Raw genomic sequence first — 23,708 nt, forward strand, 5'->3', positions numbered from 1 at the left:
AGTCGATAACAACTTCAGGGGAAGTCTGTGACCACCACCCTCAGCACCGGCATTCCACCCCAGAGAAGGACCAGACCGTTCGGGCTGGTGATCGCCGCCGTCGGCATCCCGGCCTTCATGGGCGCGCTCGACAACCTCGTCGTCAGCACCGCCCTCCCGGTCATCCGCACCGAGCTCGGCGCGTCCATCGCCGACCTGCAGTGGTTCGTCAACGCGTACACGCTGCCGTTCGCCGCGTTCCTGCTCACCGCGTCCGCGCTCGGCGACCGGCTCGGCCGCCGCCGGATGTACCTGGCCGGCATCGCCCTGTTCACCGTCGCCTCGGCCGCCGCCGCGCTGGCCACCGAGCCGTGGCAGCTCACCGCGGCGCGAGCCGTCCAGGGCATCGGCGGCGCGGCCATCGCCCCGCTCTCCCTCACGCTGCTCGCCGCCGCCGTCCCCGACCGGCTGCGCAACGCCGCGGTCGGCATCTGGGGCGGCATCACCGGCCTCGGCGTCGCGGTCGGTCCGGTCGTCGGCGGCGTGGTCGTCGACGGCCTCACCTGGAACTGGATCTTCTGGGTCAACGTCCCGATCGGCGTGGTCGCGCTGGTACTTGCCGCCGTCGTGCTGGACGAGTCCCGTGGCGGTGCCCGCCGCCTCGATCCGCTCGGCCTGGTGCTCTCGTCCACCGGCATGCTGCTGCTGATCTGGGGAATCGTCGACGGCCCCGACCGCGGCTGGACCACCGGCCGGGTGCCGGTCATGCTCGGCGCCGGCGCCGCGCTGTTCACCGCGTTCCTGTTCTGGCAGGCCCGCAACCGCGCCCCGATGCTGTCGCTGAGCCTGTTCCGCTCCCGCTCGTTCGGCCTGGTCAACATCGTGACCCTGACCTTCTCCGCGGGCGCCTTCGGCTCGGTCTTCCTGCTCGCCCAGTTCTTCCAGGTGGTGCAGGGCCTGAGCCCGCTGGAGTCCGGGCTGCGGACCCTGCCGTGGACGGCCGCCCCGATGGTGGTCGCCCCGCTCGCCGGCATCTTCGGCGCCCGCCTCGGCATGCGCAACCTGGTCGTGGCCGGACAGGTGTTCCTGGCCGCCGGCCTGCTCTGGGTCGGCCTGGCCACCACCCCGGACGCGAGCTACGGCAGTTTCGTCGGAGCGTTCGTGCTGGCCGGCATCGGGATGGGCCTGACCTTCGCGCCGATCAGCACGATCGCCCTGGCCAGCGTGACCGCGCAGCAGCGGGGCATGGCGTCCGGCGCCAACAACACCATCCGCGAGTTCGGGGTGGCGGTGGGCGTCGCCGCGCTGTCGTCGGTGTTCAGCACGTACGGCGGATTCGCGAGCGGCCAGAACTTCGTGGACGGTGTGGTCCCCGCGGTGCTGACCGGCGCGGCGATCCTGGCGGCCGGAGCGGTCGTCGCGACACGCCTGCCCAGCGGTACCTGAACGGGCTGTTGCACCCGCACAACACGCCTGCGACGATGACCTTCGATGCGCCGACGGTCCACCGTGTGCCGGCCCACCGACCGGCACACGGTGCCTGCTCCGCCGCGAAGACCCGGCGCCACCTCACGAAGCCCTCGTTTCCCGGTTCTCCGCCGCGGGCGACCTCAGCCGATCTGGACCCAGACGTCGTCGAGGGTGCCGTGGAACTGGTCGTTGTTCTGGCCGACGCCCTTGCCGCCGACGGTGAACGGCTGGTCCGTCTCCACCGACAGGTCGGCCGGCAGCGCGGTCACCGTTTCGAGGCGGTCGTCGACCAGGATCGCCAGGGTCGGTCCGGTGCGCCGGCACTCCAGGCTGTGCCACTTGCCGTCGGCCACCGAGGTGCGGCTGCGGGCCACGTACACCGTGGTCCCGGTCTTGTCGCTGATGCCGCAGCTCGGTTTGCCGGACAGCCCGTCGACCTGCAGCTTGTACTGGCCGCCGCCGTTCGAGTAGCCCTTCTGCAGGATGTTCTCGCCGCGGCCGGTCTCCGCCGGGGACAGCAGCACGCCGGCCCCGTACCGCAGCGGCTTGTTGCCGGGGTTGAGGTCGGCGGTGTCCTGCGCCTGCAGGATCAGGCGGGGGCAGGCGTCGCCGGCGCACTTGGCCGGGAACTGGAGGGCCTGCCCGGCGTCGTGCGCGATCATCCGCGGTGCGCCGCCGTGGCGAGTGACCGCCCGCAGCAGGTGCCCGTGCCCCGATCCGTCGTCGAAGGTGCCGTCGGCGATCGTGGTGTCGAAGTTGTAGGCGGCCACGTCGTCGACCGCGGCCCGTTCGACGCGCGGCGCGACGCCGGTGAACTCGACGTACCGTTTCCGGCTGGCCCCGCCGACGAGAGTGAAGTCGCCGACCGCGCTGACCGCCCCTAGCCGGGGGCTGGCCGCCAGTTGCCGGGTGCCGGCGACGCCGTTGGCCTGCGGCGCCCATTCGAGCAGGTTGCCGTCGGCGTCGACGGCCGCGGGCTTGCCGCGGGCCACCGAGCCGTCGGTGCAGATGCCGCGAGCCCCGTTGTTGGTGGTGGTGCAGGCCTTGTCGAAGTGGCCGCCGACGTAGACGACGTCGTCGAGCAGGGTGATCGCCTGGGCGTCGCCGTCGAAGACCCGGGTCCAGCGGGTCTGGCCTTCCGGCGTGTAGGAGACCGCCCGTCCCCCCTGCCCGCCGAGCGCCGCGAACACCCCGCCGGCGTGTGCGGCCAGCGCGAACACCTGGGACACCGGTTTCGGCGCGAATCCCTTGTCGAGGACGCCGGTGACGGGGTTGACGGCCGCGAGCCGCAGCGTGGAGCGCACGTTGTTCGTCTTGTGGAAGCTGCCGCCGACGTAGACCCGTTCCGGCGTGACCGCGAGCGCGTTGACGGTGTCGTCGGTGGTGGGCGCCCACGGGTCGAGGGCCCCGCTGCCGGCGGTGAACGCGGCCAGGTTGGCGCGCGGCACCCCGTCCACGGCGGTGATCCGCCCGCCCAGGTAGATCCGACCGTTGCCGGTGGCGATCGCGTTCGGCTGCCCGAGGACGGTGTGCCGCAGCGGGGTCACCGCGCCGTCGGCCATGCCGATGCCGGCGACCGCGTCCCGGGTCTCGCCGTTGATCGTGTCGAAGTCGCCGGCCGCGTAGACGACTCCTTCGTCGACGGCGAGGGCCCGCACGTTGGCGTCGGCGACCGGCTTCCAGTCCCGCAACTCGCCGGTACGCGCGTCGAACGCGGCGAGCCGGGTCCGGGGCTGGGCCTTGCCGTTGACGACGGCGCTGGTGAAGTTGCCGCCGACGAACACGGTGTCGCCGTGGTAGGCGACCGCGTGGACGGGGCCGTTGAACGAGGGGGACGCTGCCGGCTGGGACGAGACGATCTCCGCGAACGCCGTGCCACCGGCCGCGACGAGCACCGTCGCGAGGCTGGTGATGATCGCACGGCGTACCGCGTTTCTTGCCTTTTTGGGGATGTTTGCCACGTAGGTAGCTAACTTCCGAGATCCGCAAAAGTCGCGGCGGGCATTATGCTCCCCGTACGCCATCGAAGGAGGGGAATGACCGTGCCTCGTCAAGCAGCGCCTCGGGGAACCGCGCCGCACCGCCGCCGCGCCGCCGTGACCGTCGCGATGGTCGCGGCGCTGGCCGGCCTGGCCTCCGGATGCGACGGGATCGAGATCGAGGTCCCGGCCGGATCCCTGCCCGTCCCGGTCAGCATCGCGCCCGCGCCGTCCGCCTCCGTGGGCCGGCCCGAGTACGTCTGCACCGCGGTCTACAAGGTCCTCACCGACGGCATCGTCCGGCTCGCCGGTGGCGGCGCCGAAGAGATGCGGCGCGTTCTCGCCGACATGGCCACGCAGGTCACCGCGGCGGGCGCGACCGCGATCGACCCGGCCCAGCGCAAGGCCGCCGACAGCATCGCCGCCACCCTCTCCGAGGGCGCCGGGCAGCCCGATCCGAAAGCGTTCGTCGACGGCGAGTTCGCCACGATCGGCCAGAGGCTCGACGGCACCTGCACGTAGTCTCGGATGCATGATCGATAGGCCGGTTCGCATCGGGCTGCAGCTGCAGCCGCAACACATGGACTACGCCACCATCCGCCGCACCGCGTCCGAGGCCGACGACCTCGGGGTGGACATCCTGTTCAACTGGGATCACTTCTTCCCTTTGAGTGGCGAACCGGACGGACTGCACTTCGAATGCTGGACGATGCTTGCGGCTTGGGCCGAATCCACGTCCCGGGTGGAGATCGGCGCTCTCGTCGCCTGTAACAGCTACCGCAATCCCGAACTCCTCGCTGACATGGCCCGCACGGTCGACCACATCTCCGAGGGCCGCCTGATCCTTGGTATCGGCTCAGGCTGGTTCGAACGTGACTACACCGAGTACGGGTATCAGTTCGGCACCGCCGGCGGCCGCCTCGACGACCTTGCGACCGCTTTGCCTCGCATCGAGTCCCGCTGGGAAAAGCTGAATCCCAAGCCGACCCGCGACATCCCGGTCCTGATCGGCGGCGGAGGCGAGAAGAAGACGCTTCGTCTGACGGCCAAGCACGCCGACATCTGGCACAGCTTCTCCGACCCTTCGACGTTGGAGCGCAAGCTCGGCATCCTGCGTGATCACTGCGCCGACGTCGGCCGCGACCCGTCCGGAATCGAGATCTCCGTGATGGGCAAGACCGAGGACCGCGACAAGATGTACGAGCTGGGCGCCCGCCTGTTCACCATCCACACCGGCGGCCCCAGCCCCGACCTCACCGAACTCCGCGAATTCCTCACCTGGCGCGACCAGCGCAACGCGTAGAACGGGACTGGCAAGTCCCTGACGGACTACCGCAGGACCTTTCGCCTGACCTCGAACAAGGTCATTCCCGTCGGCCAACCCGGAACCCCGCGTTCTGGGCTGGCCGACCGCATGTTCTCAGCGCCGGGCGCTGGCGTCTCGGTTGCGGCATCACCCCTTAAGCCGGGCTGGATTGCCGCGTGATCACGAAGCCGTGGCCGATCGATCTGCTCCTCGCCTGCATTGAACCTGGCTGACATCGCCGGTGTACATCGGAACAGGGAGCCCGCAGCGACCCTCTCAGCGGCTGATCCGTCACCTTCGCAAGGAGGCATCTCGATGTCAGATGCTCGTAGTCAGCAACCGATGCCGGGTCTCTCGGAGGGCGATGCGTCGGACACCGAACGGTTGCTACGGGGAATGATCGATCCGGCGCACACCTTCCCGCCCATCGTGTACGTCCCGTGTGCTCCGATGCAGTTCGGCCAGGAACAGGGCAGTGGGGAAATGACGATCGAGCTACGGCAGACCCGCGAGGGCCGGCTCGCGCTTCTGGTCTACTCGGCGATGGACCGCCTGGTCGCCCACTGCGGGCCCGCTCAACCATGGACCATCTTGGCCAGCGAGGACCTCGAACGGGTCCGCCTCTCCACTGGTTTCGAAATGGTTCTTCTCGATCTAGACATCCCCGAGGAACTCCGGCACGTGGGGGATGCGATCTGATGGCAGAAGAACTCGCGGTCGATCTCGTGGCTCTGGAGACGATCTCCGGACGTCTCACGTGGTCGGCGAACGCCCTCGACGACATCGGGCGAACAGTCCCCGCCATGCCGGACGCCGGGGATGTCTCCGGGATCATCGGTGCGGCGATGGGGCACCTCACCGAGAGCGCCGCCAACCTCGCCCTCGGAATGATGGGCGCCGGCGAGCAGGCCGACGCGGCCCGCCGGACCTACGCAGCCCGGAACCAGGCAGCGGCAGACTCCCTTCGGGGGTACTGATGCCGATCGACACCCACATCCCCGGTGAACCGTCCGGTATCCGAGCGTCGGCGACGTGGATCCGAGGCTCATTGGCCACCGCAGTCGACCAGTCAGTCACTGAGCTATTCGCTGTCCGCGACGAGGTTGAGGCCGGCTGGACCGGCGATGCGGGGCCGGCCTTCCGCAGCAACATGGACTCCGGAGGACGGCAAGCGGACGGCCTGCGCGCCGATGCGGAGCGTGTCGCACAGTCACTCGACACCTACGCCGACGATCTGACCACCGCCCAGATGGGCATGGAGCGCGCACGTGACATCGCCCGTGACGGCGGCCTCGCTCTGGCGGGCGACACCATCCTGGACCCGGGGATGGGCCCTCCACTGCCCGCGACGCCCTCCGCCGGCTCTGCCGTTGAGCAGGTTCAGATGTACGACACGCAGGTGACGGCCTACAACGCGCATATGGCCAAGGTCAACACCTACGCGCAGGCAGAGGCACAGGCGAACTGGGCTCACGAACTCCGCGCCTTCGGCCGGGACACGCTGAACAACGCTTTGGACGACCTGCGGAAGAAGCCGGTTCTCGTCGCAGCCGGGTTCGTCAACGAGGGCGTCATCGGCGGGTTCGCCGCACAGCACGTCAGCAAACTGCGCAAGGCGAGCGAGGCGCTCAAGGCGGAGTCCGACGCCGCCATCAAGGAGTACCTGAAGGAACGCGGCGGAACGCCGAAGTCGAAGGCGCTCAACGATCTTTCCTGGAAGAAGTTCCTGGAAGCGGACGGGTTCGAGCGGAAGGCCGCCCGGGCGGGCTCGAAGATCGGTGCGCGAATTCCGATCGCCGGACTGGTAATCACCGCCGCAGACATCGGCTATGACATCCACACCGGCAAACCGGTGGGAAAGGCCGTTATCAGCGGGGTCGGAGGCGCCCTCGCCGCCGCCGGGACCGGCGCGCTGATCGGCACGGCGATCGGCGGCCCGGTGGGCACCATCGTCGGGGCCGGCGCCGGCATCATCGTCGGAATGGCGACCAGCGGAGCGCTCGACGCCGCATATGATCGCCTCCCGGAAGGCACACAGAAGGCGATCGAGGACGGTTTCCGTACGATCGGAAACGGGGTCGGCAACGCTGGCGAGGCAGTCGGCGACGCCGGGGAGGCCGTCGCCAACAACGCGAAGAAGGTCTGGAACAGCATTTTCTGATCCGACTCACGAAGGCGTACACGCGAATGCCACTGGAATCCGCCCCACCGACCGGATGGCCGGCACCTCACCGCTCCGTCGGCCGCGTACTGGCAGCGGCCTTCCTCGCTCTGATCAGCGGCCTCATCGCGGTCGTCTCGGTGGCTGCCGCGGTTACCGGTGATGTCATGGAATCCATCGGATTCGGCTTGGCCGCCATCCTCGTCGGCCATGTCACCGCCATCGGCATCACGGGTCTGCGTCGCCCTAGGCCAGCGACCGAGCCTCCCGTGACCGGCGTCGACGATCGGGGCGAGCGCGGGTTGGCCTTCCCGTATTCCCGCGTGCCTTACTACTTGCTCACTGTGACGTTGGCGCTGGTCGTGCTGCTCGCCGGAGGGTTTGCCGTCGCGGCGGCCGCCGGCGGCAGTGTTACCGGCTGGGTGCTGGCGGTCGTCTCTGGAGGTTTCGCCGTCTTCGTCGGCTGGTTCCTCCTCACCCTGTTACGCCTCGCTCCGGGCATCATCGTGCTGACCCCTTCCGGGATCTACCATCGTTCCCTGGTCCTCGAACATTTCGTCCCCTGGGACGCGGTCGTCGACGTCCAGGCCCGCGAGGGCCCCCGCCCGTGGATCACCGTCAAGGCGCTGCCCATGGACGGCACCCGCGAACGCCGCCACACCGGACGCCTCCATACCTTCGAGGGAGGTCTCCTGCCCTTCCTTGTCGCCCGCACCTCATGGCTCGGCGCCAATGCGGTACCGGCGTACCAGGCGATCAGGTTCTATTTCGATCACCCCGACCAGAGATCCCGTCTCCGTTCTCCCCGCTAAGCTGTTCTACAGGTTCCACACCATGGGAACTTGTCGTGTGACTGGATGTGGTGGCAGAACAAACGGGGATCATTTCTACCCGTTGAGCGGCGAGGCCGGCGGCCTGCACTTCGAGTGCTGGACCATGCTCGCCGCCTGGGCCGAGTCCACGTCCCGCGCCGAGATCGGCGCCCTGGTGGCCTGCAACAGTTACCGCAACCCCGAACTGCTCGCCGACATGGCCCGCACCGTCGACCACATCAGCGACGGCAGGCTGATCCTCGGCATCGGCTCCGGCTGGTTCGAACGCGACTACACCGAGTACGGCTACGAGTTCGGCACCGCCGGCAGCCGCCTCGACGACCTCGCCACCGCCCTGCCCCGCATCGAGTCCCGCTGGGGCAAGCTCAACCCGCCGCCCACCCGCGACATCCCGGTCCTCATCGGCGGCGGCGGCGAGAAGAAGACCCCGCGCCTCACCGCCAAACACGCCGACATCTGGCACAGCTTCTCCGACCCGGAGACCCTGGAACGCAAACTCGGCATCCTCGGCGCTCACTGCGCCGACATCGGCCGCGACCCCGCCGAGATCGAGATCTCGGTCATGGGCAAGATCGAGGACCGCGACAAGATGTACGACCTCGGCGCCCGCCTCTTCACCGTCCACACCGGCGGCCCGGCCCCGGACCTCAGCGACCTCCGCGAGTTCCTGACCTGGCGCGACAAACTCAACGCCTGACACTAGCGGCGGGGGTTGGGTCACCGGCTTCCGGCATTCAGCCCCCGCCCGCGGGTCACCGGCCACTCGCCGGATCCCATCAAGGCCGCGGCAGCGTCCAGGGCGTTGGCCAGAAGTCTGGCCAGGCGGTTGTGCCGCTTGGAGGCGCTCGGCCTCACGAGGACCATCCCGTCCACGATCTCGATACCCGCGCATTGTTCTTCTGTCCACGTCGCGTATCGCTCGGCCGTGACCTGCTCATGCATCCAGGCCGGCGCGACCATCTCGGCAGTCATAAAACCTCCCGAATGGTGATCGGCTGCCGGCCTGTCACGGCCATACGTACATGGTCACGCCGTTCGGCGCGATGTCCGGCGGCAGCCATGCGGGCAGGGTGTGGCGGCTGGCGCCTGGGGGGTACTCGTCGGTCTCGTTGTCCGGCAGGGCCGACTCGATGTCCCCCCAGTGGGCGCGGTCGACGAACCATCCGCCGATCAGGCGTCCGTCGGCAGACCGGAACACCATGCCGTAGTTCGGGCCTTCGAAGCCGAAAGCGGGGTTGTCCACCCCGAACGACACGTGATCCCACTCGTCTTTCGGGGTCGGCCGGTGCTGCACCGACTCGATCCTCGCCGGCAGCAGCACGGACCTCGGCGCCGGTTTCCCCTCCCCGATCACGTCCAGCACGATCCGCGCGACCCGGCCCGCCTCCTCGGTGTCGAACTGGTCGACGTCCCCGAGTTCGACGGTCTGCCCCGCCGGCAGATAGGCCCAGCCCGCGCTGACGATCGCCTGCCAGTCGTTCAGCTTCTCGGAACGCCACCCCCGGCCCGTGCCGTCCACTAATCGGTAGCGGACATGGATCCTCATCGGCTGGTCCGTCTCGTTCCGGAAGACCGCCGCCGCGCCGACGATGCGTCTCGTGCCGTCGCCACCGGGTACCGGGAAGGTCGCGAAACCTCGATCCTCGACGGCGACTCCATCGACGATGTGGTCGCGCAGTGCCGACGCGTCGGGGCTGGACGACGGCTCCGGCGGGTCGTTGTCATCGGGGGGTCCGGTGCAGCCGGCGAAGATCGCGAGGCAGGCCGCACCCAGCGCGGCGGAGAGCAGGCGCCGTCGTCGCGGTCGCGGAGTGTGATTCACCGTTCCCTGTCCTTGTACCTCAGGTACAGCTCGTGCCGCAGGGCGGTGTGCGCTCGCTGATGGTCGGCTCGCAGGTCGTTCATCGCGGCGCCGGCGAGCTGGAGAAAACTCCGCGCCTCATGGCGTTCCAGCACACCGGGCGCGATGCTGACGTCGAAGTCGATGAGACCGACCGCCGACACCTGGATCTCGCGGTCCGGCGAGGTGCCGTGCGCGGTGAGTTTCGCGCCCCGTTCGAGGTACTCCCGATGCCGGGACGAGAACGGCTGCCTCAGCGCGCTGTACCGCTCGAAGTCGTGCACGCGCAGAACCGCCCGCCGTGCCTTCTGATACGCCGCGGCCATCAACGTGGCGCCGCGCCCCAGTTGATGCGCCAGCGACTCGGGGCCACGGTGCCGGTAGTACCGCTCGTAACTGTCCTGGACGAACCGCAACGTGATGTGCTGCAGCGACTCCACCCGCCCTTCGATGCGCCCATCGGGTGAGGTCGCGGTGACGACTATCGCGTTCAGATCATCCGCGACGGCGGCCATGGCGCCTCTCCCTCCGATGCAAATCAATATTGCGGCGAATGGGCCGCATCGGGGTTGTCCGACCCCATCCGCGGCCGTTCCAGGTTGCCGGTGCCCACACCCAGCGGCTTCGACCGGAGCAACTCCAGAGCCGGAACATCTTGCGTACCACCCTGCCCGGATTTTCCGACACGGATACTTCCGTTGAGGACTCCGCTGTGGAAGCTCTCGATGATGTCGCGCAGTTCCTTCTCCGACGCCTCGAATTGCCGGCGGAGTCTCTCGGTCCCGTCCAGAATGCTCTGCCAGATCGCGGCGACGCTGTCGCCCCCGATGTCCGTGTCCCGGGGCGCATCCGGCTCGTACCTGTCCTTGGCCACGCCGAGGCCGGCCGCGCCGACAGCGGCGACGACGGTGGTGACGGCCATCCCTGCCGCACCGGTCCCCGCGGACAGGACGCTCAGCACACCGATGGCGATGTTGAAGGTGAGATTCTTGCTGTCAGTCGACCCGCACAGCGATTTCGGGTCGTAGGCGGCGATGACCTCCTCGGCGAGGTTGACGAGCTTGACCACGTCGTTCTGCGCCTGCCTGACCTGCTCCTGATATCCCCTCAACACCAGCCAGAGAAGCGCGATGGTGTTGGCCTGGAGGAACACCATCCCGCCCCACCGGTCGAGATAGCCGCTGCGGACGGCGTCGATGGTCGCGCCCCGCCAGCCGGCCTGGTTGGTCCGGAAGTCCGCCATGAAGTCCGGCACCAAGGCCCCGAGGCTGAACGACTCGGCGTCCTCGATGCTGGTGACCCCGGTGTTGGTAAGCCGTTGGTGCGCGCCGCGCAGAGCCTCGATCGCCCCGTCGAACGATGAGGGCGCGGGAAGCTCCAGGTAGGGACCCCAGATCTCCTGCGCCTTCCGGGTGGCGTAGTTCCGGATCTCGACGTCGCTGGCGTACGGGATTCCGGTGACCTGGACGAACTCCTCGAGAGCGTCGGTGTCGCCCTCACGGGTCATGACCTTGTACACGAGCGTGTTGACGAGACTGCTGATCGCGAGTTCGAGACTCTGCGGAAACTCCGCCACCGTGAGACCTCCCATCGCACCGCGCGGCTGGTGGATGCCCGTTATCTCGGGTAGTCGCCGGCGTCGTGGCCGACCGTCCACTCGTCGTTGCCGGGAGAACTGTCGCCTTGCAGCCGGCCCCGGACCTCGCGCATCTCGCGCGCTGCGGTGTCGCCCTCGTGAACGAAGCGGTTGAGCGCGGTTTCCAGCCCCTGCGACAGCTCCCACAAGTTGTCGCTGGTCTCGCCGGCCGCCGTCCAGACGACGTCGCGCAGCTGTATCCAGGTGTGTTCGAGGGCCGGTGACCCGAAGTAGCCGGGCCGGCCGAGCCTGTCGTCATAGCTCGACGTGGTCTCGCACGCGTTGCGGATCTGCGCGTACTCGTCCGCCAGTCGCGGCAGGTCGATTCGGGCGGCTTGACGTAGCCGTTCCAGCGGACCGCCGAAGACTGCGCCCTGCATTTCGTCGCCCATAATCGATCAACTCCCAGAAGCATAAGCGATATATTGGTCTTTCTGCGCACCGCCCATGACCAGCGCCGATCCGCTCGGGTCAGGCCACAGGGTAACAAGGGTTTCAAAGAACGGCGCACCCGAAGAAACGATTCTCATCGTCTCCACGGTGGAATCGCTAATCGGTATCGGTCATCGCCCCGAAAATGAAGATCAAGCTCGCTCGCCGGTCGTCGCCCTCACCGGAATAGGCTGCGACTCGCCACCTGGGTCGATTTCTCGTGAGCGGGCCGGCTTTCCCGTACGCCCATTTGCCGTGCTACCTGCTCACGGTGACGTTGATATTGGGCGCGGTGTTCACCGCGGGTTTCGCCGTCGTGACGGCCGCCGGTGGCAGTGTCACCGGCGAGTCCTCGCCGCCGGGGCCGGGCGGACGGCCCGCTGACGCCCTCGGCTGCCGGCCGGGGCGTCAACGGCGCTCTGCCCGGCGGAAATTCTCTCCCGAATCGGTATCAACACGTCGAATAGTTGATCCTCAACTGTGTGAACGAAAGCTTCGACCTGACCGATCTGGTGCCCGCCGCCGCCGGTGGCGACGAGGCGGCGTGGCAGAGCCTGGTGGCTCGGTACACGCCGCTCGTGGCCTCGGTGGCGTACGGCTTCCGGATGCGCGGCCCCGACCTCGACGATGTCGCCCAGACCGTCTGGCTGCGACTGGTGGAGCACCTGGGCCGTCTCCAGGAGCCACGGGCGCTCCCCATGTGGATCATCACGACGGCCCGGAACGAGTGTCTGCGCCAGATCAAGGCGAGCAGGCGGACGAGGCCGTTCGATCCGGTGGGCGAGGGCACCGCGTACGCCGGCTCGCCGGCCGCCGGGCTCGCCCCGCTGGCCGGCGCCGCGCCCGGCGATCCGGACGAGCACCTGGTCCGCGCCGCCCGGCATCAGGCGCTGCTGGCGGGGCTCGCGGAGCTGCCGGAGCATCAGCGGGACCTGCTCCTGTTGTTGATCGAGGATCCGCCGCTGCCGTACGCCGAGATCAGCCACCGGCTCGACATCCCGATCGGCAGCATCGGCCCGACCCGGGCACGGGCCCTGCAACGGCTGCGCGCATGCCCGCAGATCACCGGGTGGCTGGAGTCGCCGGCCGGCGACAGCGAGAAGGGAGCACGGGGCCATGACCATGCAGAGCTGGGATGACGACGCGATGTTGCGGGAGATGGCGAGCGCGCTGCGGGAGGCCGGTCACCTGACCGGGCGGGTGCGCGCCGCCGGTGACGCCGCCTGGACGTGGCGAGGCATCGACGAGGAACTGGAGCTGGCCGCCCTGACGTACGACTCGCTGCTACGTGCCGGGCCGGAGCTGCGCTCGGAGTCGGCCGGGGGCCGTACGGTGCGGTTCACCGGGCCGTCCGCGGAGGTCCATCTGGAACGCGAGGCCGATGCGGTGGTGGGGCAGCTGGTCCCGCCCCGGCCGGGGCGCCTGACGGTCGAGGGCGCCCGCGGTCACCACGCCGAGGCCGAGATCGACGAGGTGGGCTGTCTGAGTTTCACCCCGCCGGACGGCGAACCGGTCCGGTTGCGGGTGCGGGCCGGCACGGTGGACCTGGTCACCGACTGGATCAGAATCTGAGGGGTGTCAGCCCGGCGCCGAGGCACACGAAACCGGCCGCCGTCGCGAGTTCCGGCGCGCCGGTGTCGCGGGTGCGCTGCTGAGCCGTCGCGAGGGCCTCCGCCGGTGAGCGTCCGGTGGACAGCCCGGCGTGGTAGGCCTCCATCAGGGTGACCGTCTGGCCGTCCGGCACCGGGATCACCGGCGCGACCAGGGTGGGCGTGCCCTGGCCCAGCAGCGCCGTGGTGAGGCCGAGCACCTCTTCACCGGCGACCGCCTGGCCCCGGCCGGCGTCGCAGGCGGCCAGCACCACGTGCTGCGGCGGACGTTCCAACTGCTCCAGGTCGTAGACGGTGAACGGTCCGTCGGCCAGCCGCAGCGCGGAGAACAGCGGGTTGTCCGAGCGCAGCGTGCCGTGCGCGGCTACGTGCACTAGGCGTGATCCGGCCATGGCGGTGGCGACGCGCTCGGCGCCGGCCGCATCGCCGAGCAGGAGCACCCGGCCGGGATAGCGCTGTGCGACCGACTCGGCCTCGCGGTGGGCGTTACGCAGGCCCGGTCCGGCGACGATCACCACCGGGCCCGGCGCGCCGTCGCCGTGGCGGCTGGCGTCGAGCCACAGCCGGGCCGACGGCGTCACCGTCACCGGGCGGCCCACACAGGACGGCAGGATCGACCAGGGCAGGGAGCGGAGCTGCTCGCTCGGGGCCACCACCAGCGGCCGGTCCGTTAGGCGCAGCGGGTGCAGCAGGACGCGGTCGAACGTGGCGGCGGCGCGGGTCAGCACGGCACGGGCGGCGGCGAGACCGGCCGGCGTGGTGTCCTCGCCGGCCAGCCGGTGCAGGGCGAAGGGCAGGTGACGCAGGCGGTCCACCACCTCGGTCAGCGGTCCCAGACGGTGCAGGCGGGCCCGCCCGTGGATCACGGTCACGGCGTACAGATCGTCGTCGAGTTCCACGTATTCGATCAGGGCCGCGTCGCCGAGCTGAGCGGCGAGGTCGGCGATCGAGGCGTGCCGGCGGTGGTACGGCCCCGGACCGCACCCACCGGTCTGGCGGCAGTGGTCGCGGATCCGCCGTTCGAGGGCGACCTGACGTTGGACCAGAGCCGGCGCCGATCCCCCGCTCTCCATCTCGGTCATCGTGGCGCGCAGGTCGGCCAGCAGGTCGGCCAGAGCCGGATCCCGCGGTGGGCGGACCGGGCGCAGGACCGCGGTGACGCCCCGGCGGCGTTCGGCCCAGCGGTAGACGTCGCGGGCCCGGCCGTTCTCCAGTGCGATCCGTACGCCCAGCCGGGCGAGCGCGCCCCGGTGGGCGGTCAGGTGCGCGCGCAACTCGGTGGCGCCCATGGTGGCCTGGTGTTCCTCCAGCAGGCGCAGGCCGGCGGAGACCGCGCGCAGCGCCCCGGAGCGCTGTCCGTCGGCGCAGCGCAGCATGGCCTCGGCCAGCCAGGCCCGGGACCGGGCCTCCACCGGGCCGGCCGACCGGGCCCGGCTGGCCCGCATCAGGTCGGCGCGCGCCTCGGCGGGCCGTCCCCGTTGCAGCGCCAGCCGTCCGGCGATCACCCGGGCCTCCAGGGCGGGTACGAGCCAGCCCGCCCTGGCCAGGTCGTCCGCGGAGCGCCGGGCCTGCCCGGGTGTCACGCTGCCGGGGTCGCGCACTATCCGCACCTGGAGCCGGGCGTGCCGGGCGAGGGCGAGCAGTTCCCGCCGCTTCGTCCGCTGGAACTCGCGAAGCGCCTGCTGAGCCGCCTCCTCGGCGGCGGCCAGGTCGCCCTCGACCAGGGCCACGGTGGAGAGCAGCAGTTGCGCCTCGGGCAGGTTGATCCGCTTCTGCCGGGCGTAGGCGAGCACCGCCGCCTCCGCGGTCGCCCGGGCCTCGCCGACCAGACGCACCGACAGCAGCGTCCGCGCGCGATCCTCCAGCAGCGAGCCGACCTCCAGGCCCAGCCGGCGATAGTGTTCCTCGGCGCGGTCGAAGCTGGCCAGTGCCGCCGGGACCTCGCCGCGGCTGGCGCGCAGGCAGCCCAGGTTCTGTTCGGCGTACGCCCGTGGCAGGTCGAGTCCGTGCCGGGTGCAGAGGTCGACGACGGTGAGCAGATCCGCCTCGGCCGCCGCGAAGGCTCGCCGTTCGATGTGCAGCAGGCTGCGGTTGTTCAGCGCCCGGACCTCCCACTGGGGGTCGCCCGCGCGGCGGAGCACCGGCAGCGCCGGCCGTAGCGCGTTCAGGGCCTCGTCGACCCGGCCGAGCTCCTGCAGGATGGCCGCCTGCTGCACCTGCGCGCGGGCGGCGGGGACCCCGTGCAGCTCCCGCAACGCGGTCTTGATCTGGCGGAACGCGGGCCCGGCGGCGCCGCTGAGGACGAGCGCCGAGGCGAGGCTGGTCCGGGCCTCGCCGGCCAGTTCGGTGGCGCCCGCGCGGCGGGCGACGGCGACCGACTCCCGTAGCCGGGTGACGGCTTCGCCGAGGTCACGAAGCTGCATCGCGGCGACCCCGAGGGCTCGTTGAGCGACGCTCTGGGCTCTGCGGTCACCGGCGGCGCGGGCGGCGCGTAGGGCGGCCAGGGCCAGTTGCCGGGCCCGGGCGGGTTCCACGGCGGCCAGGCGCAGTGCCTCGGCGGCGTCCGCCGCGATCTCCGCTACCACCAGTGGCCTCCTGGCGGTGAATCGCCACGATAAGATGTTTAAATCCTATTTTGTCATGGCTAGCGTGTGCTCATGGCCTTCCCCGTCGAGCCGACCCACCTGGTGGTCGCCCAGCCGCACCTCGGGCCGTTGCTGACCGCGCTGGACGAGGCGCGAGAGCGCTCCGGCGACACCGCCGGCCCGTGGTACGCCGCGCCCAGGACCAGCGACGTGCTGGGTCTCGCCCTGGTCCCGCTGCCCGACCCCGAGCGGGTGGCCGCCGGCCTGCGCACCTGGGTCTCCCCCGGGCGCCCGGCCGAGCCGGAGCAGGGCGGTCCGGCGCTCGACCGTGTGCTGCGGCATCTGCGCGCCGGGTTCGCGAGCCGCTACTTCGGCTGGACGCCCCTGCTCGGCAAGAACCGCCTGGTGGGCCGCATCCACGGTCCGCGGAGGCCGTCCGGCGTCTCCGGGGCCGGTGAGGTCTCGCACGGCGGCGGTGGGGCGCCCCGCGCGATCACGCCGCCGTCGTGGGCCACCGGCCGGACGGCGGTGACGCCGGGCGGGGTGACGGTCGGGCTGGTCGACACGGCGATGGTGAACCACGACTATCTCGCCGGCGCGTGGACCGGTCCGTTCGCGGCCGCCGCCGAGGGCCGTCCGGCCGACGCCGAGGGCGGGCACGCCACGTTCATCGCCGGGCTGATCCACCGGCACGCGCCCGCCGCCACCGTGCGCGTGCATCCCGTGCTGGACGGCGCCGGCGACGCCGACGTCTGGACCGCCGCCCATCGGATCGTGGAGGCGGGCCGGGCCGGCGCGGACGTCCTGAACCTGTCGTTCGTCTGCTACACCGAGGACGGCGGCGGCCCACTGGTGCTGGCCACGGCGCTGGAGCGGCTCGGCCGCGACACGGTGGTGGTGGCCGCGGCCGGCAACCACGGCCATCTCAAGGACGGTCAGGACCACCGGCCGGCCTTTCCCGCGGCGTTCCCGAACGTCATCGCCGTCGGCGCGACGGACGCCCCGTACAGCGCGAAGGGCCCGTGGATCACGGTCCTGGCGCCCGGAACCGACCTGGAGAGCACCTATCTCAGCGGCGCCGTCTCGGTCTGGGAGGACCCGGACGGCGAAGGGCCGGCGCCGGCCGGCCGGCACGACCAGATCTTCCACGGGTACGCGCGGTGGAGCGGGACGTCGTTCGCCGCCGCCGTCGTCAGCGCGATGATCGCCGACCGTACCGTGCCCGGCCGGGTCCGCGCCGCCGAGGCGAGCGCCCGGCTGCTCGGTCCGGCGCTGCTGGAGGGCAAGCCGGTCCGGCTCGATCCCCGGGATGCGCCGGCATGAGCCGGGCCGGCACAGCCCGCGGTCGTCACGTCAACGCCATCCGGGGACGCCGGAAGCGGTTCTTGTACGCCTCGAAGTCCCACGCCGGCCGGCGGCCGTCGCCGTCGAGGAACAGCGCGGCGGCCTGCCGGCCGTTCTCGAACAGCCGGGCGGAAGCGGATGCGCTCAGATCGAAGTCGGTGGCGCTCACCCCATTGGTGTCCACGACGATCGTCCGGGCGACGACCTCCGGCCGGATCGTCTGCAGACGGTCGTAGAAGCCGGTCATCGTCGACAGCATGGCCCGCGACAGCGAGAACACGCCGCCGATGCGGTTCACCCGCAGCGCCGCCGGATCTCCGGACAGCTTGATGCCGAAGGTGGGCCAACGGGGCTCGGCGTCGACGCGGTCGAAGACCCCGATCGGGAAGTTCGACAGCATGCCGCCGTCGACCAGCCAGGCCTGCTCGCCGGTCAACTGGTCGGGACAGCGGGCCGGGCGGAAGAAGTACGGGATGGCCGAGGAGGCGCGTACCGCGTCGGCCACCGAGGCCTCGTTCGGATCCACGCCGAACCGGGCCCGGTACTCCCACGGCAGGGTCACCAGACGGCCCTGCGACAGGTCCGAGACCATCGCGACGAACCGGAAACGCCGGTCCGGGTCGTCCTGGAGCTCCGGCGCCGCGCCCTCGTCGTCCAGGGGCAGGTCGGCGAAGGTCTGGACGCCGGCCTCCTGCAGGCACTCGGCCACCCAGGACCGCAGCCGGTCGCCCTTGCACCAGCCCTTGTACGCCATCACCGAGATGAAGGCGCCCAGCGGCCCGTACCGGGCGAAGACCGGCGGGTCCCGGAACTGACGCAGGCTCACCGACTGCATCATCTCGCGCAGCCGATCGCCCCGGATCCCGGCGGCCACCAGACTGCCGACCAGCGAACCCGCGGAGGTGCCCGCCACCCGGCGGAACCGGTAACCGCGCTCCTCCAGCATCGATACAGCGCCGGCCAGCGCGATTCCCTTCACTCCGCCCCCCTCCAGAACGAGGTCGGCGTTGCACTCGTTGTTCATGGTCGCTCCTGTTCCGATTGCGGGCCCGCGGTCGCGGGCCACGGGAGTAGGAGCGAGCAGGGCATGCCCGAAATACCCGTCTTCTATAGGTATTTGAGCTGGTCCTCGAACTTCCCCGGTCCGGTGCCCGGCTCACTGCCGGATCGGGCGATCGCGTGGTGGACCCAGCACCACCATGGAAGGTCGAGGTGGCGGGATGTCGCGGGCCGGGGGCACGGGTCGAGGATCGGGGTATGCGAATTCCCGGTACCACGCCCGCCACGGTGCGGGTCGCGTTCGTGAGCTGGCTCGTCGCCGTGGGCGCGGGCGTGCTCGAGACGGCCCTCATGATGACCGGCGAGGAGCCGCCCGGCGACATGGCCACCGGTCTCGCCGTCCGTTCGGTGGTCTTCGTGACCGCTGTCGCCGTGGCCTGGCAGATGCTCGCCGGCCGCCGGTGGGCCCGCCTGGTCCTGGCCGCCGGGCTGGGCGTGGTCGGCCTGTCCTCGCTGGTCGCCGATCCGATCGCGTGGCTGGCCGGCGGCGGCTCCTTCACCGGCCTGCTCGCCGAGAGCGGCCCGGCCGACCTGGTCTTCGGTGTCAGCCGGACCATCCACACCCTGGCCGTCCTCACCGCCACGGCCCTGATGTTCACGCCACCCTCGAACGCCTACTTCCGTCGCGGGACAGCGCTCCTGACCCCGCTCCCCCGCCGTGACTGACGCACGTCGTCGGCCGCCGTGCCGGCGCTGAGCGCCCGCCGGGACCGCGAGACGATGATGGGAAACCGCATTGACGCCCATCGGCACGGGCACGGTTCCCGGCGCGCGGCCACGGCCCGCATCAGTTCACCGACGCGAAGGAGAGCACCATGAGCGATCGCCTGACCGGTCTTCTCGGCATCGAGCACCCGATCGTGCAGGGCCCGTTCGGTGGCCTGCCCTCGGTCGCCCTCGCCGCCGCGGTCAGCGCCGCGGGTGGTCTCGGCTCGTTCGGGGCGAACCAGCTCAGCCCGGACGGCATCACCGATCTCGTCGGCGAGTTGCGCTCCGCCGTACCCCGCGGTCGGCCTTTCAACATCAACCTGTGGGTGCCGCTGCCCGGTGAGGCGCAGCTGCGGCCCTCGGCCGCCGATGTCGACCGGATCCGTCCGCTCTACGAGCGGTTAGATCTTCAACCCCCCACGGGGTACGCGCCCCCGCCGCCCTTCGACGACCAGATCGACGCTCTGCTCGCCGCCGCGCCACCGGTGATCAGTTTCGTCATGGGAGTCCCGCCCGCCCGGGTGGTGGCCGAGGCCCGACGCCGTGGCATCGTCACGCTCGGCACCGCCACCACGGTCGACGAGGCCGTGGCGATCGAGGCGGCCGGCCTCGACGTGGTGATCGCCTCCGGCAGTGACGCGGGCGGTCATCGTGGCGCGTTCCTGCGGCCGGTCACCGAGTCGCTGGTCGGCACGTTCTCGCTGGTTCCGCAGGTCGTCGACGCGGTGGGCATCCCGGTGCTGGCGGCCGGCGGGATCACCGACCGGCGGGGTGTGGCCGCGGCGCGGGCCCTGGGCGCCGACGGCGTGCAGGTCGGCACCGGATTCCTGGCCACCGTGGAGTCCGGCGCGAGCGCGGCGCACAAGGCGGCACTGGCCGGTTCGGACGCCCGAGTGACCGCCCTGACCAGGCTGTTCTCCGGGCGGCACGCGAGAGCGATCGTCAATGGGTTGATGCGGGAGATGGCCGCCGAGGAGGAGACGGTGCCCGCCTACCCGGTGCAGAACGTGCTCATGCAGCCGCTGCGCCGGGCCGCCGCCGCCCGCGGCGACGCGAGTCTCGTCAACCTGTGGGCGGGCCAGGCCGCGGCCCTGTCCCGCCCGGTCCCGGCCGCCGAATACCTGACCTCCCTGCTGTCATGACCGCCCTGTCGCTGCCTGGTGTTCTGGTGGCGCGACCGTCAGGATGATCTTTCCCCGGGCGTGACCGGCCTGGCCGATCTCGTGCGCCTTCGCCGCCTGTTCGAGGGGTAGCACGGTGTCGACCTCGACCCGCAGTCGCCCCGCGTCGACGAGGGCGGTGAGAGCGAGCAGCCCGGCCCGGTCCGGTTCCACGATCATGAACCGGGCCCGGCGGCCCTGCTCGCGCGCCACCGCGGTCAGCCGGGCCTCGGCCGGTGAGGCGAGCGCGACCAGGATCCCGCCGGGGCGCAGCGTGCGCAGCGAGCGGGGGCCGTACTCCCCGCCGACCGGGTCGATGACCGCGTCCAGGTCGCGGGCGACGCCGGTGAAGTCCGTGGTGGTGTAGTCGATCACCTGGTCGGCGCCGAGCGCCCGTACGAAATCGTGCCGGGCGCCGCTCGCGGTGGCGGTGACGTGCGCGCCGAGCGCTTTCGCGATCTGCACGGCCAGGTGGCCGACGCCGCCGGCGGCGGCGTGCACGAGCACCCGGTGACCGGGCCGCACCCCGGCGACGTCGGTCAGCGCCTGCCAGGCGGTGAGCCCGGCCAGGCCGAGCCCGGCCGCCTCCACGTGAGACAGCGCGGCGGGCTTGCGGGCCAGGTGCCGAGCCGGCGCGGTCACATATTCGGCGTACGTCCCGGCCGCCAGCGGCAGGCGGGGCATACCGAAGACCTCGTCGCCGGGCTCGTGGACGGTGACGCCGGGGCCGATGGCCGCGACGACGCCGGAGAGATCCCAGCCGAGGCGGACCGGCCCGCCGAGCAGGCCGCCGGTGGACCGGTGCCAGTAGTCGGTCGGATTGACGCCGGCGGCGTGCACCCGCACCAGGACCTCGGACGGGCCGGGCTCGGGGCGTTCGGTTTCGGTCAGTTTCAGCACCTCGGGACCGCCGAGGACGTCTTGCTCGATCACGCGCATGCCTTGACTCTGCCGCCCGGGCGGCACCGCAACGAGTGGCCTGATCGTCAACATGTGCAAAGATCTGGCCATGCATCGTGTGGTGGTGCTCGCCCTCGACGGCGTGTACCCGTTCGAGTTGTCCATCCCGGTGCGCATCTTCGGCACCGCGGCCGACTCCCGTGGGGAGCCGCTCTACGAGGTGGTGACCTGTGGCCTCGACCCCGGCCCGGTCGTCACCAGCGCCGACTTCGCGATCACCGTGGAGCACGGGGCGTCCGCCATCGACGACGCCGGCACGCTGGTCCTGCCGCCGTTCGAGTGCGGTCCCGGCGTGCCGCGTGACGTGCTGCCCAGCCGACTCGCGGCGGCCCTGCGGCGGATCCGGCCGGGCACCCGCGTCGTCTCGATCTGCACGGCGTCATACGTGCTGGCCGCGGCCGGGCTGCTCGACGGCCGTCCCGCCACCACCCACTGGAACGAGGCGGACCGGTTCCGGCGCGCGTTCCCGGCGGTGCGGCTCGACCCGGGGGTCCTGTTCGTCGACGACGGTGACGTGCTGACCGCGGCCGGAGTCGCGTCCGGCGTGGACCTGTGCCTGCATCTGGTGCGCCGCGACCACGGCAGCGCCGTGGCCAACCGGGTCGCCCGGCTCTGCGTGGTCCCGCCGTGGCGCGAGGGCGGCCAGGCCCAGTTCATCGACCGGCCGGTGCCCGAGCCGGCGGCGGCGAGCACATCGGCGACCCGGCAGTGGGCGCTCGGTGAGCTGCACCGCCCGATCGTCCTGACCGAGCTGGCCGGGCACGCGCGGATGAGTGTCCGCACCTTCTCCCGGCGGTTCCGGGAGGAGGTCGGGATGACGCCCGGGCAGTGGCTGGTCCAGGAGCGGGTCCGCCTCGCCCGGCACCTGCTGGAGAACACCGATCTGCCGGTGGACCGGGTGGCCGCCGACGCCGGGTTCGGCACCGGCGCGTCGATGCGGCGGCACCTGTCCGGGGTGCTCGGGGTGGCGCCGCTGGCGTACCGGCACGCGTTCCGGGCGCGGACCGCGAGCGCGTAGACCGGCGAGCCCCGCGCCTCCGCATAGGCCGTTCGGGGGACGGCCGGACGAAGGGGGGTCAGAGGATCAGCGACAGCAGCATGACGCACGCGAACCCGACCACCGAGATGATCGTCTCCATGACCGACCAGGTCTTGATGGTCTGGCCGACGGTCATGCCGAAATACTCCTTGACCATCCAGAAGCCGGCGTCGTTGACGTGCGAGAAGAACAGCGATCCGGCGCCGATCGCCAGAGCGAGCAGCGAGACCTCGGTGCTGGGGAGGGTCGAGGCGAGCGGGGCGACGATGCCGGCGGCGGTGATCGTCGCGACCGTCGCCGAACCGGTGGCCACGCGGATGCCGACCGCCACCAGGAAGCCGAGGAGCAGGGCGTTGAAGTTGGCGTCGCGGGCCGCGTCGGCGATCACGTTGCCGACCCCGGCATCGACCAGGACCTGCTTGAACCCGCCGCCGGCCGCCACGATGAGCAGGATGCCGGCGATCGGCGGGAGGGCGCCGCCGAGCACGGCCGACGTCTCCTTGCGGTCGAATCCGGCCCGCTTGCCGAGCGCCCACATCGCCACGAAGACACCGGCGAGCAGGGCCACCACCGGGTCGCCGATGACCTCCAGACCGTCGCGGAGCGCGGTGCCCTCCTCGAGGAGAAGCTCGGCGACGCCGCGGGCCAGCATCAGCACGACCGGCAGTAGCACGGTGAGCACCGCGGCCCAGAAGCCCGGGTTGCGGGGGCGCCTGCCGATCTGTTCGTCGACGAGCGCGCCGGGGCTCTCAGGATTGGCGAGATCGGAACGGTCCACGAAGTCCTGGCCGCCCGCGGGGCCCGAGGCCGGACGGTCCCCGGCCGGGGTCAGCAGCGCCGGAACGGAGAGCGGAACCCGCTTGGCGATGAAGTTGCCGAAGACCGGCCCCGCGATGATCACCGTCGGGACCGCGCAGATCAGGCCGAGCAGCAGGGTGAGACCCAGGTCGGCCTCGAGGGTCTGGATCGCGACCAGCGGGCCGGGGTGTGGCGGCACCAGGCCGTGCAGCACCGACAACCCGGCCAGCGCCGGAATGCCGAGGCGGAGCAGGCCCACATCGGTGCGCCGGGCGGCCAGCAGCACGATCGGGACCAGCAGCACGACGCCGACCTCGAAGAACAGTGGCAGCCCGATGAGCGCGGCGACGCCGGCCATCGCCCAGGGCAGCGCCGCCCCGGAGACGCCGTTCACGATTCGGTTCACGATGCCGTCGGCGCCACCGGACTCGGCGAGCAGCGCCCCGATCATCGAGCCGAGCGCGATGAGGACGCCGACCCCGCCCGCGGTGGTGCCGAGCCCGGTGGTGAACGACTTGACGGTGGCTTCCGGCGCGGCGCCCGCGGCCAGGCCGAGGACGCCGGCCCCGCTGATCAGGGCCAGGAACGGATGCCATTTCGCGAGGGCGATCAGCAGGACGACCGCGGCGATGCCGAGCACCGCGGCGAGGACGAGTTGCGGGGTCCCCGCATCGGTGATCGGTGCCGCGGCGGCGAGGGTCGTCATGTGCCCGCGTTACCCCACCCCGACATCTTCCAATCACGTCTGCCGATGCTTGGCGGCCCCCGCGGGTCACGGCCGCCGATCTTCTCCGGGTACGCCGAAAGCG

The 23,708-nt window shown here is 71.2% G+C and carries 25 protein-coding genes; 14 read left to right on the top strand and 11 right to left on the bottom strand.

Going from position 1 to position 23,708, the window contains the following annotated elements; genetic code table 11:
• The first annotated feature begins 27 nt into the window (after positions 1–27).
• A complete protein-coding gene (locus tag QLQ12_RS40640) occupies positions 28–1,425 on the top strand; it encodes a DHA2 family efflux MFS transporter permease subunit (RefSeq protein WP_282766343.1) in 1,398 nt (465 codons plus the stop codon).
• A gap of 164 nt (positions 1,426–1,589) precedes the next feature.
• Here QLQ12_RS40640 and QLQ12_RS40645 read toward each other — a convergent pair whose 3' ends face one another.
• Entirely contained in the window at positions 1,590–3,410 is a 1,821-nt protein-coding gene (locus QLQ12_RS40645; RefSeq protein WP_282766344.1) for a LamG domain-containing protein, read from the bottom strand.
• A gap of 75 nt (positions 3,411–3,485) precedes the next feature.
• On the opposite strand from QLQ12_RS40645, the gene QLQ12_RS40650 reads away from it, so the two are divergent.
• The 7 genes from QLQ12_RS40650 (at position 3,486) to QLQ12_RS40680 (ending at position 8,425) form a co-directional block, all read left to right on the top strand.
• Entirely contained in the window at positions 3,486–3,950 is a 465-nt protein-coding gene (locus QLQ12_RS40650; protein WP_282766345.1) for a hypothetical protein, read from the top strand.
• 10 nt (positions 3,951–3,960) lie between these two features.
• On the top strand, positions 3,961–4,731 hold the full coding sequence (locus QLQ12_RS40655; RefSeq protein WP_282766346.1) for an LLM class F420-dependent oxidoreductase: 771 nt from the start codon (positions 3,961–3,963) through the stop codon (positions 4,729–4,731).
• Between the two features lie 318 nt (positions 4,732–5,049).
• A complete protein-coding gene (locus QLQ12_RS40660; protein ID WP_282766347.1) occupies positions 5,050–5,433 on the top strand; it encodes an SAV_915 family protein in 384 nt (127 codons plus the stop codon).
• Complete coding sequence (locus QLQ12_RS40665; protein ID WP_282766348.1) at positions 5,433–5,711, top strand: hypothetical protein; 279 nt, start codon at positions 5,433–5,435, stop codon at positions 5,709–5,711. Before QLQ12_RS40660 ends, QLQ12_RS40665 begins: the two co-directional genes overlap by 1 nt.
• Positions 5,711–6,895 (top strand): WXG100 family type VII secretion target, encoded by a 1,185-nt coding sequence (locus QLQ12_RS40670; protein WP_282766349.1) that lies wholly within the window; start codon positions 5,711–5,713, stop codon positions 6,893–6,895. The genes QLQ12_RS40665 and QLQ12_RS40670 overlap by 1 nt, the downstream gene beginning before the upstream one ends.
• Positions 6,896–6,921: 26 nt before the next feature.
• Positions 6,922–7,707, top strand: coding sequence for a hypothetical protein (locus tag QLQ12_RS40675; protein WP_282766350.1), 786 nt, complete (start codon positions 6,922–6,924; stop codon positions 7,705–7,707).
• A gap of 22 nt (positions 7,708–7,729) precedes the next feature.
• On the top strand, positions 7,730–8,425 hold the full coding sequence (locus tag QLQ12_RS40680; RefSeq protein ID WP_282766352.1) for an LLM class F420-dependent oxidoreductase: 696 nt from the start codon (positions 7,730–7,732) through the stop codon (positions 8,423–8,425).
• Positions 8,426–8,445: 20 nt separating this feature from the next.
• Here the strand turns inward: QLQ12_RS40680 and QLQ12_RS40685 are convergent, their stop codons facing one another.
• From QLQ12_RS40685 to QLQ12_RS40710, 6 genes are read right to left on the bottom strand one after another with little or no spacing between them, the layout of a single operon-like run.
• Positions 8,446–8,700, bottom strand: coding sequence for a hypothetical protein (locus QLQ12_RS40685; RefSeq protein WP_282766353.1), 255 nt, complete (start codon positions 8,698–8,700; stop codon positions 8,446–8,448).
• Between the two features lie 34 nt (positions 8,701–8,734).
• Entirely contained in the window at positions 8,735–9,550 is an 816-nt protein-coding gene (locus QLQ12_RS40690) for a hypothetical protein (RefSeq protein ID WP_282766354.1), read from the bottom strand.
• Positions 9,547–10,083 carry a hypothetical protein gene (locus QLQ12_RS40695; protein WP_282766355.1) on the bottom strand — a complete coding sequence of 179 codons (537 nt, stop codon included), beginning with the start codon at positions 10,081–10,083 and terminating at the stop codon, positions 9,547–9,549. Before QLQ12_RS40695 ends, QLQ12_RS40690 begins: the two co-directional genes overlap by 4 nt.
• A gap of 23 nt (positions 10,084–10,106) precedes the next feature.
• Entirely contained in the window at positions 10,107–11,144 is a 1,038-nt protein-coding gene (locus QLQ12_RS40700; protein ID WP_282766356.1) for a type 1 periplasmic-binding domain-containing protein, read from the bottom strand.
• A gap of 41 nt (positions 11,145–11,185) precedes the next feature.
• Complete coding sequence (locus QLQ12_RS40705) at positions 11,186–11,584, bottom strand: hypothetical protein (RefSeq protein WP_282766371.1); 399 nt, start codon at positions 11,582–11,584, stop codon at positions 11,186–11,188.
• A gap of 18 nt (positions 11,585–11,602) precedes the next feature.
• Entirely contained in the window at positions 11,603–11,734 is a 132-nt protein-coding gene (locus QLQ12_RS40710) for a hypothetical protein (RefSeq protein ID WP_282766372.1), read from the bottom strand.
• 384 nt (positions 11,735–12,118) lie between these two features.
• On the opposite strand from QLQ12_RS40710, the gene QLQ12_RS40715 reads away from it, so the two are divergent.
• Together QLQ12_RS40715 and QLQ12_RS40720 are read left to right on the top strand one after the other, a co-directional pair.
• Positions 12,119–12,775: an RNA polymerase sigma factor gene (locus QLQ12_RS40715; RefSeq protein ID WP_282766373.1), complete on the top strand. Its 657-nt coding sequence runs from the start codon at positions 12,119–12,121 to the stop codon at positions 12,773–12,775.
• On the top strand, positions 12,753–13,208 hold the full coding sequence (locus QLQ12_RS40720) for a hypothetical protein (protein WP_282766374.1): 456 nt from the start codon (positions 12,753–12,755) through the stop codon (positions 13,206–13,208). The genes QLQ12_RS40715 and QLQ12_RS40720 overlap by 23 nt, the downstream gene beginning before the upstream one ends.
• Here the strand turns inward: QLQ12_RS40720 and QLQ12_RS40725 are convergent.
• Complete coding sequence (locus tag QLQ12_RS40725) at positions 13,198–15,831, bottom strand: CHAT domain-containing protein (RefSeq protein ID WP_282766375.1); 2,634 nt, start codon at positions 15,829–15,831, stop codon at positions 13,198–13,200. The genes QLQ12_RS40720 and QLQ12_RS40725 overlap by 11 nt on opposite strands.
• 72 nt (positions 15,832–15,903) lie before the next feature.
• Here QLQ12_RS40725 and QLQ12_RS40730 point away from each other — a divergent pair, with 72 nt between their 5' ends.
• Positions 15,904–17,154, top strand: coding sequence for a S8 family peptidase (locus QLQ12_RS40730; RefSeq protein WP_282766376.1), 1,251 nt, complete (start codon positions 15,904–15,906; stop codon positions 17,152–17,154).
• A gap of 25 nt (positions 17,155–17,179) precedes the next feature.
• Here QLQ12_RS40730 and QLQ12_RS40735 read toward each other — a convergent pair whose 3' ends face one another.
• The gene (locus tag QLQ12_RS40735) at positions 17,180–18,199 is read right to left on the bottom strand and encodes a patatin-like phospholipase family protein (protein ID WP_282766377.1); all 1,020 of its coding nucleotides are present in this window, start codon (positions 18,197–18,199) and stop codon (positions 17,180–17,182) included.
• Between the two features lie 233 nt (positions 18,200–18,432).
• Between QLQ12_RS40735 and QLQ12_RS40740 the strand changes: the two genes are divergently transcribed.
• Together QLQ12_RS40740 and QLQ12_RS40745 are read left to right on the top strand one after the other, a co-directional pair.
• Positions 18,433–18,900 carry a hypothetical protein gene (locus QLQ12_RS40740; protein WP_282766379.1) on the top strand — a complete coding sequence of 156 codons (468 nt, stop codon included), beginning with the start codon at positions 18,433–18,435 and terminating at the stop codon, positions 18,898–18,900.
• 149 nt (positions 18,901–19,049) lie between these two features.
• Positions 19,050–20,084, top strand: a complete 1,035-nt coding sequence (locus QLQ12_RS40745) for an NAD(P)H-dependent flavin oxidoreductase (protein ID WP_282766380.1) — start codon at positions 19,050–19,052, stop codon at positions 20,082–20,084.
• Here QLQ12_RS40745 and QLQ12_RS40750 read toward each other — a convergent pair.
• Positions 20,079–21,041, bottom strand: coding sequence for an NADP-dependent oxidoreductase (locus QLQ12_RS40750; protein WP_282766381.1), 963 nt, complete (start codon positions 21,039–21,041; stop codon positions 20,079–20,081). The two genes, QLQ12_RS40745 and QLQ12_RS40750, sit on opposite strands and share 6 nt — an antisense overlap.
• A 70-nt stretch (positions 21,042–21,111) precedes the next feature.
• On the opposite strand from QLQ12_RS40750, the gene QLQ12_RS40755 reads away from it, so the two are divergent.
• Positions 21,112–22,080, top strand: coding sequence for a GlxA family transcriptional regulator (locus QLQ12_RS40755; RefSeq protein WP_282766382.1), 969 nt, complete (start codon positions 21,112–21,114; stop codon positions 22,078–22,080).
• Between the two features lie 58 nt (positions 22,081–22,138).
• Here QLQ12_RS40755 and QLQ12_RS40760 read toward each other — a convergent pair whose 3' ends face one another.
• Entirely contained in the window at positions 22,139–23,605 is a 1,467-nt protein-coding gene (locus QLQ12_RS40760) for a GntT/GntP/DsdX family permease (protein ID WP_282766383.1), read from the bottom strand.
• Positions 23,606–23,708 lie beyond the last annotated feature (103 nt).

It is taken from the genome of Actinoplanes sandaracinus (assembly GCF_030009775.1).
Taxonomy (GTDB): Bacteria; Actinomycetota; Actinomycetes; order Mycobacteriales; family Micromonosporaceae; genus Actinoplanes; species Actinoplanes sandaracinus.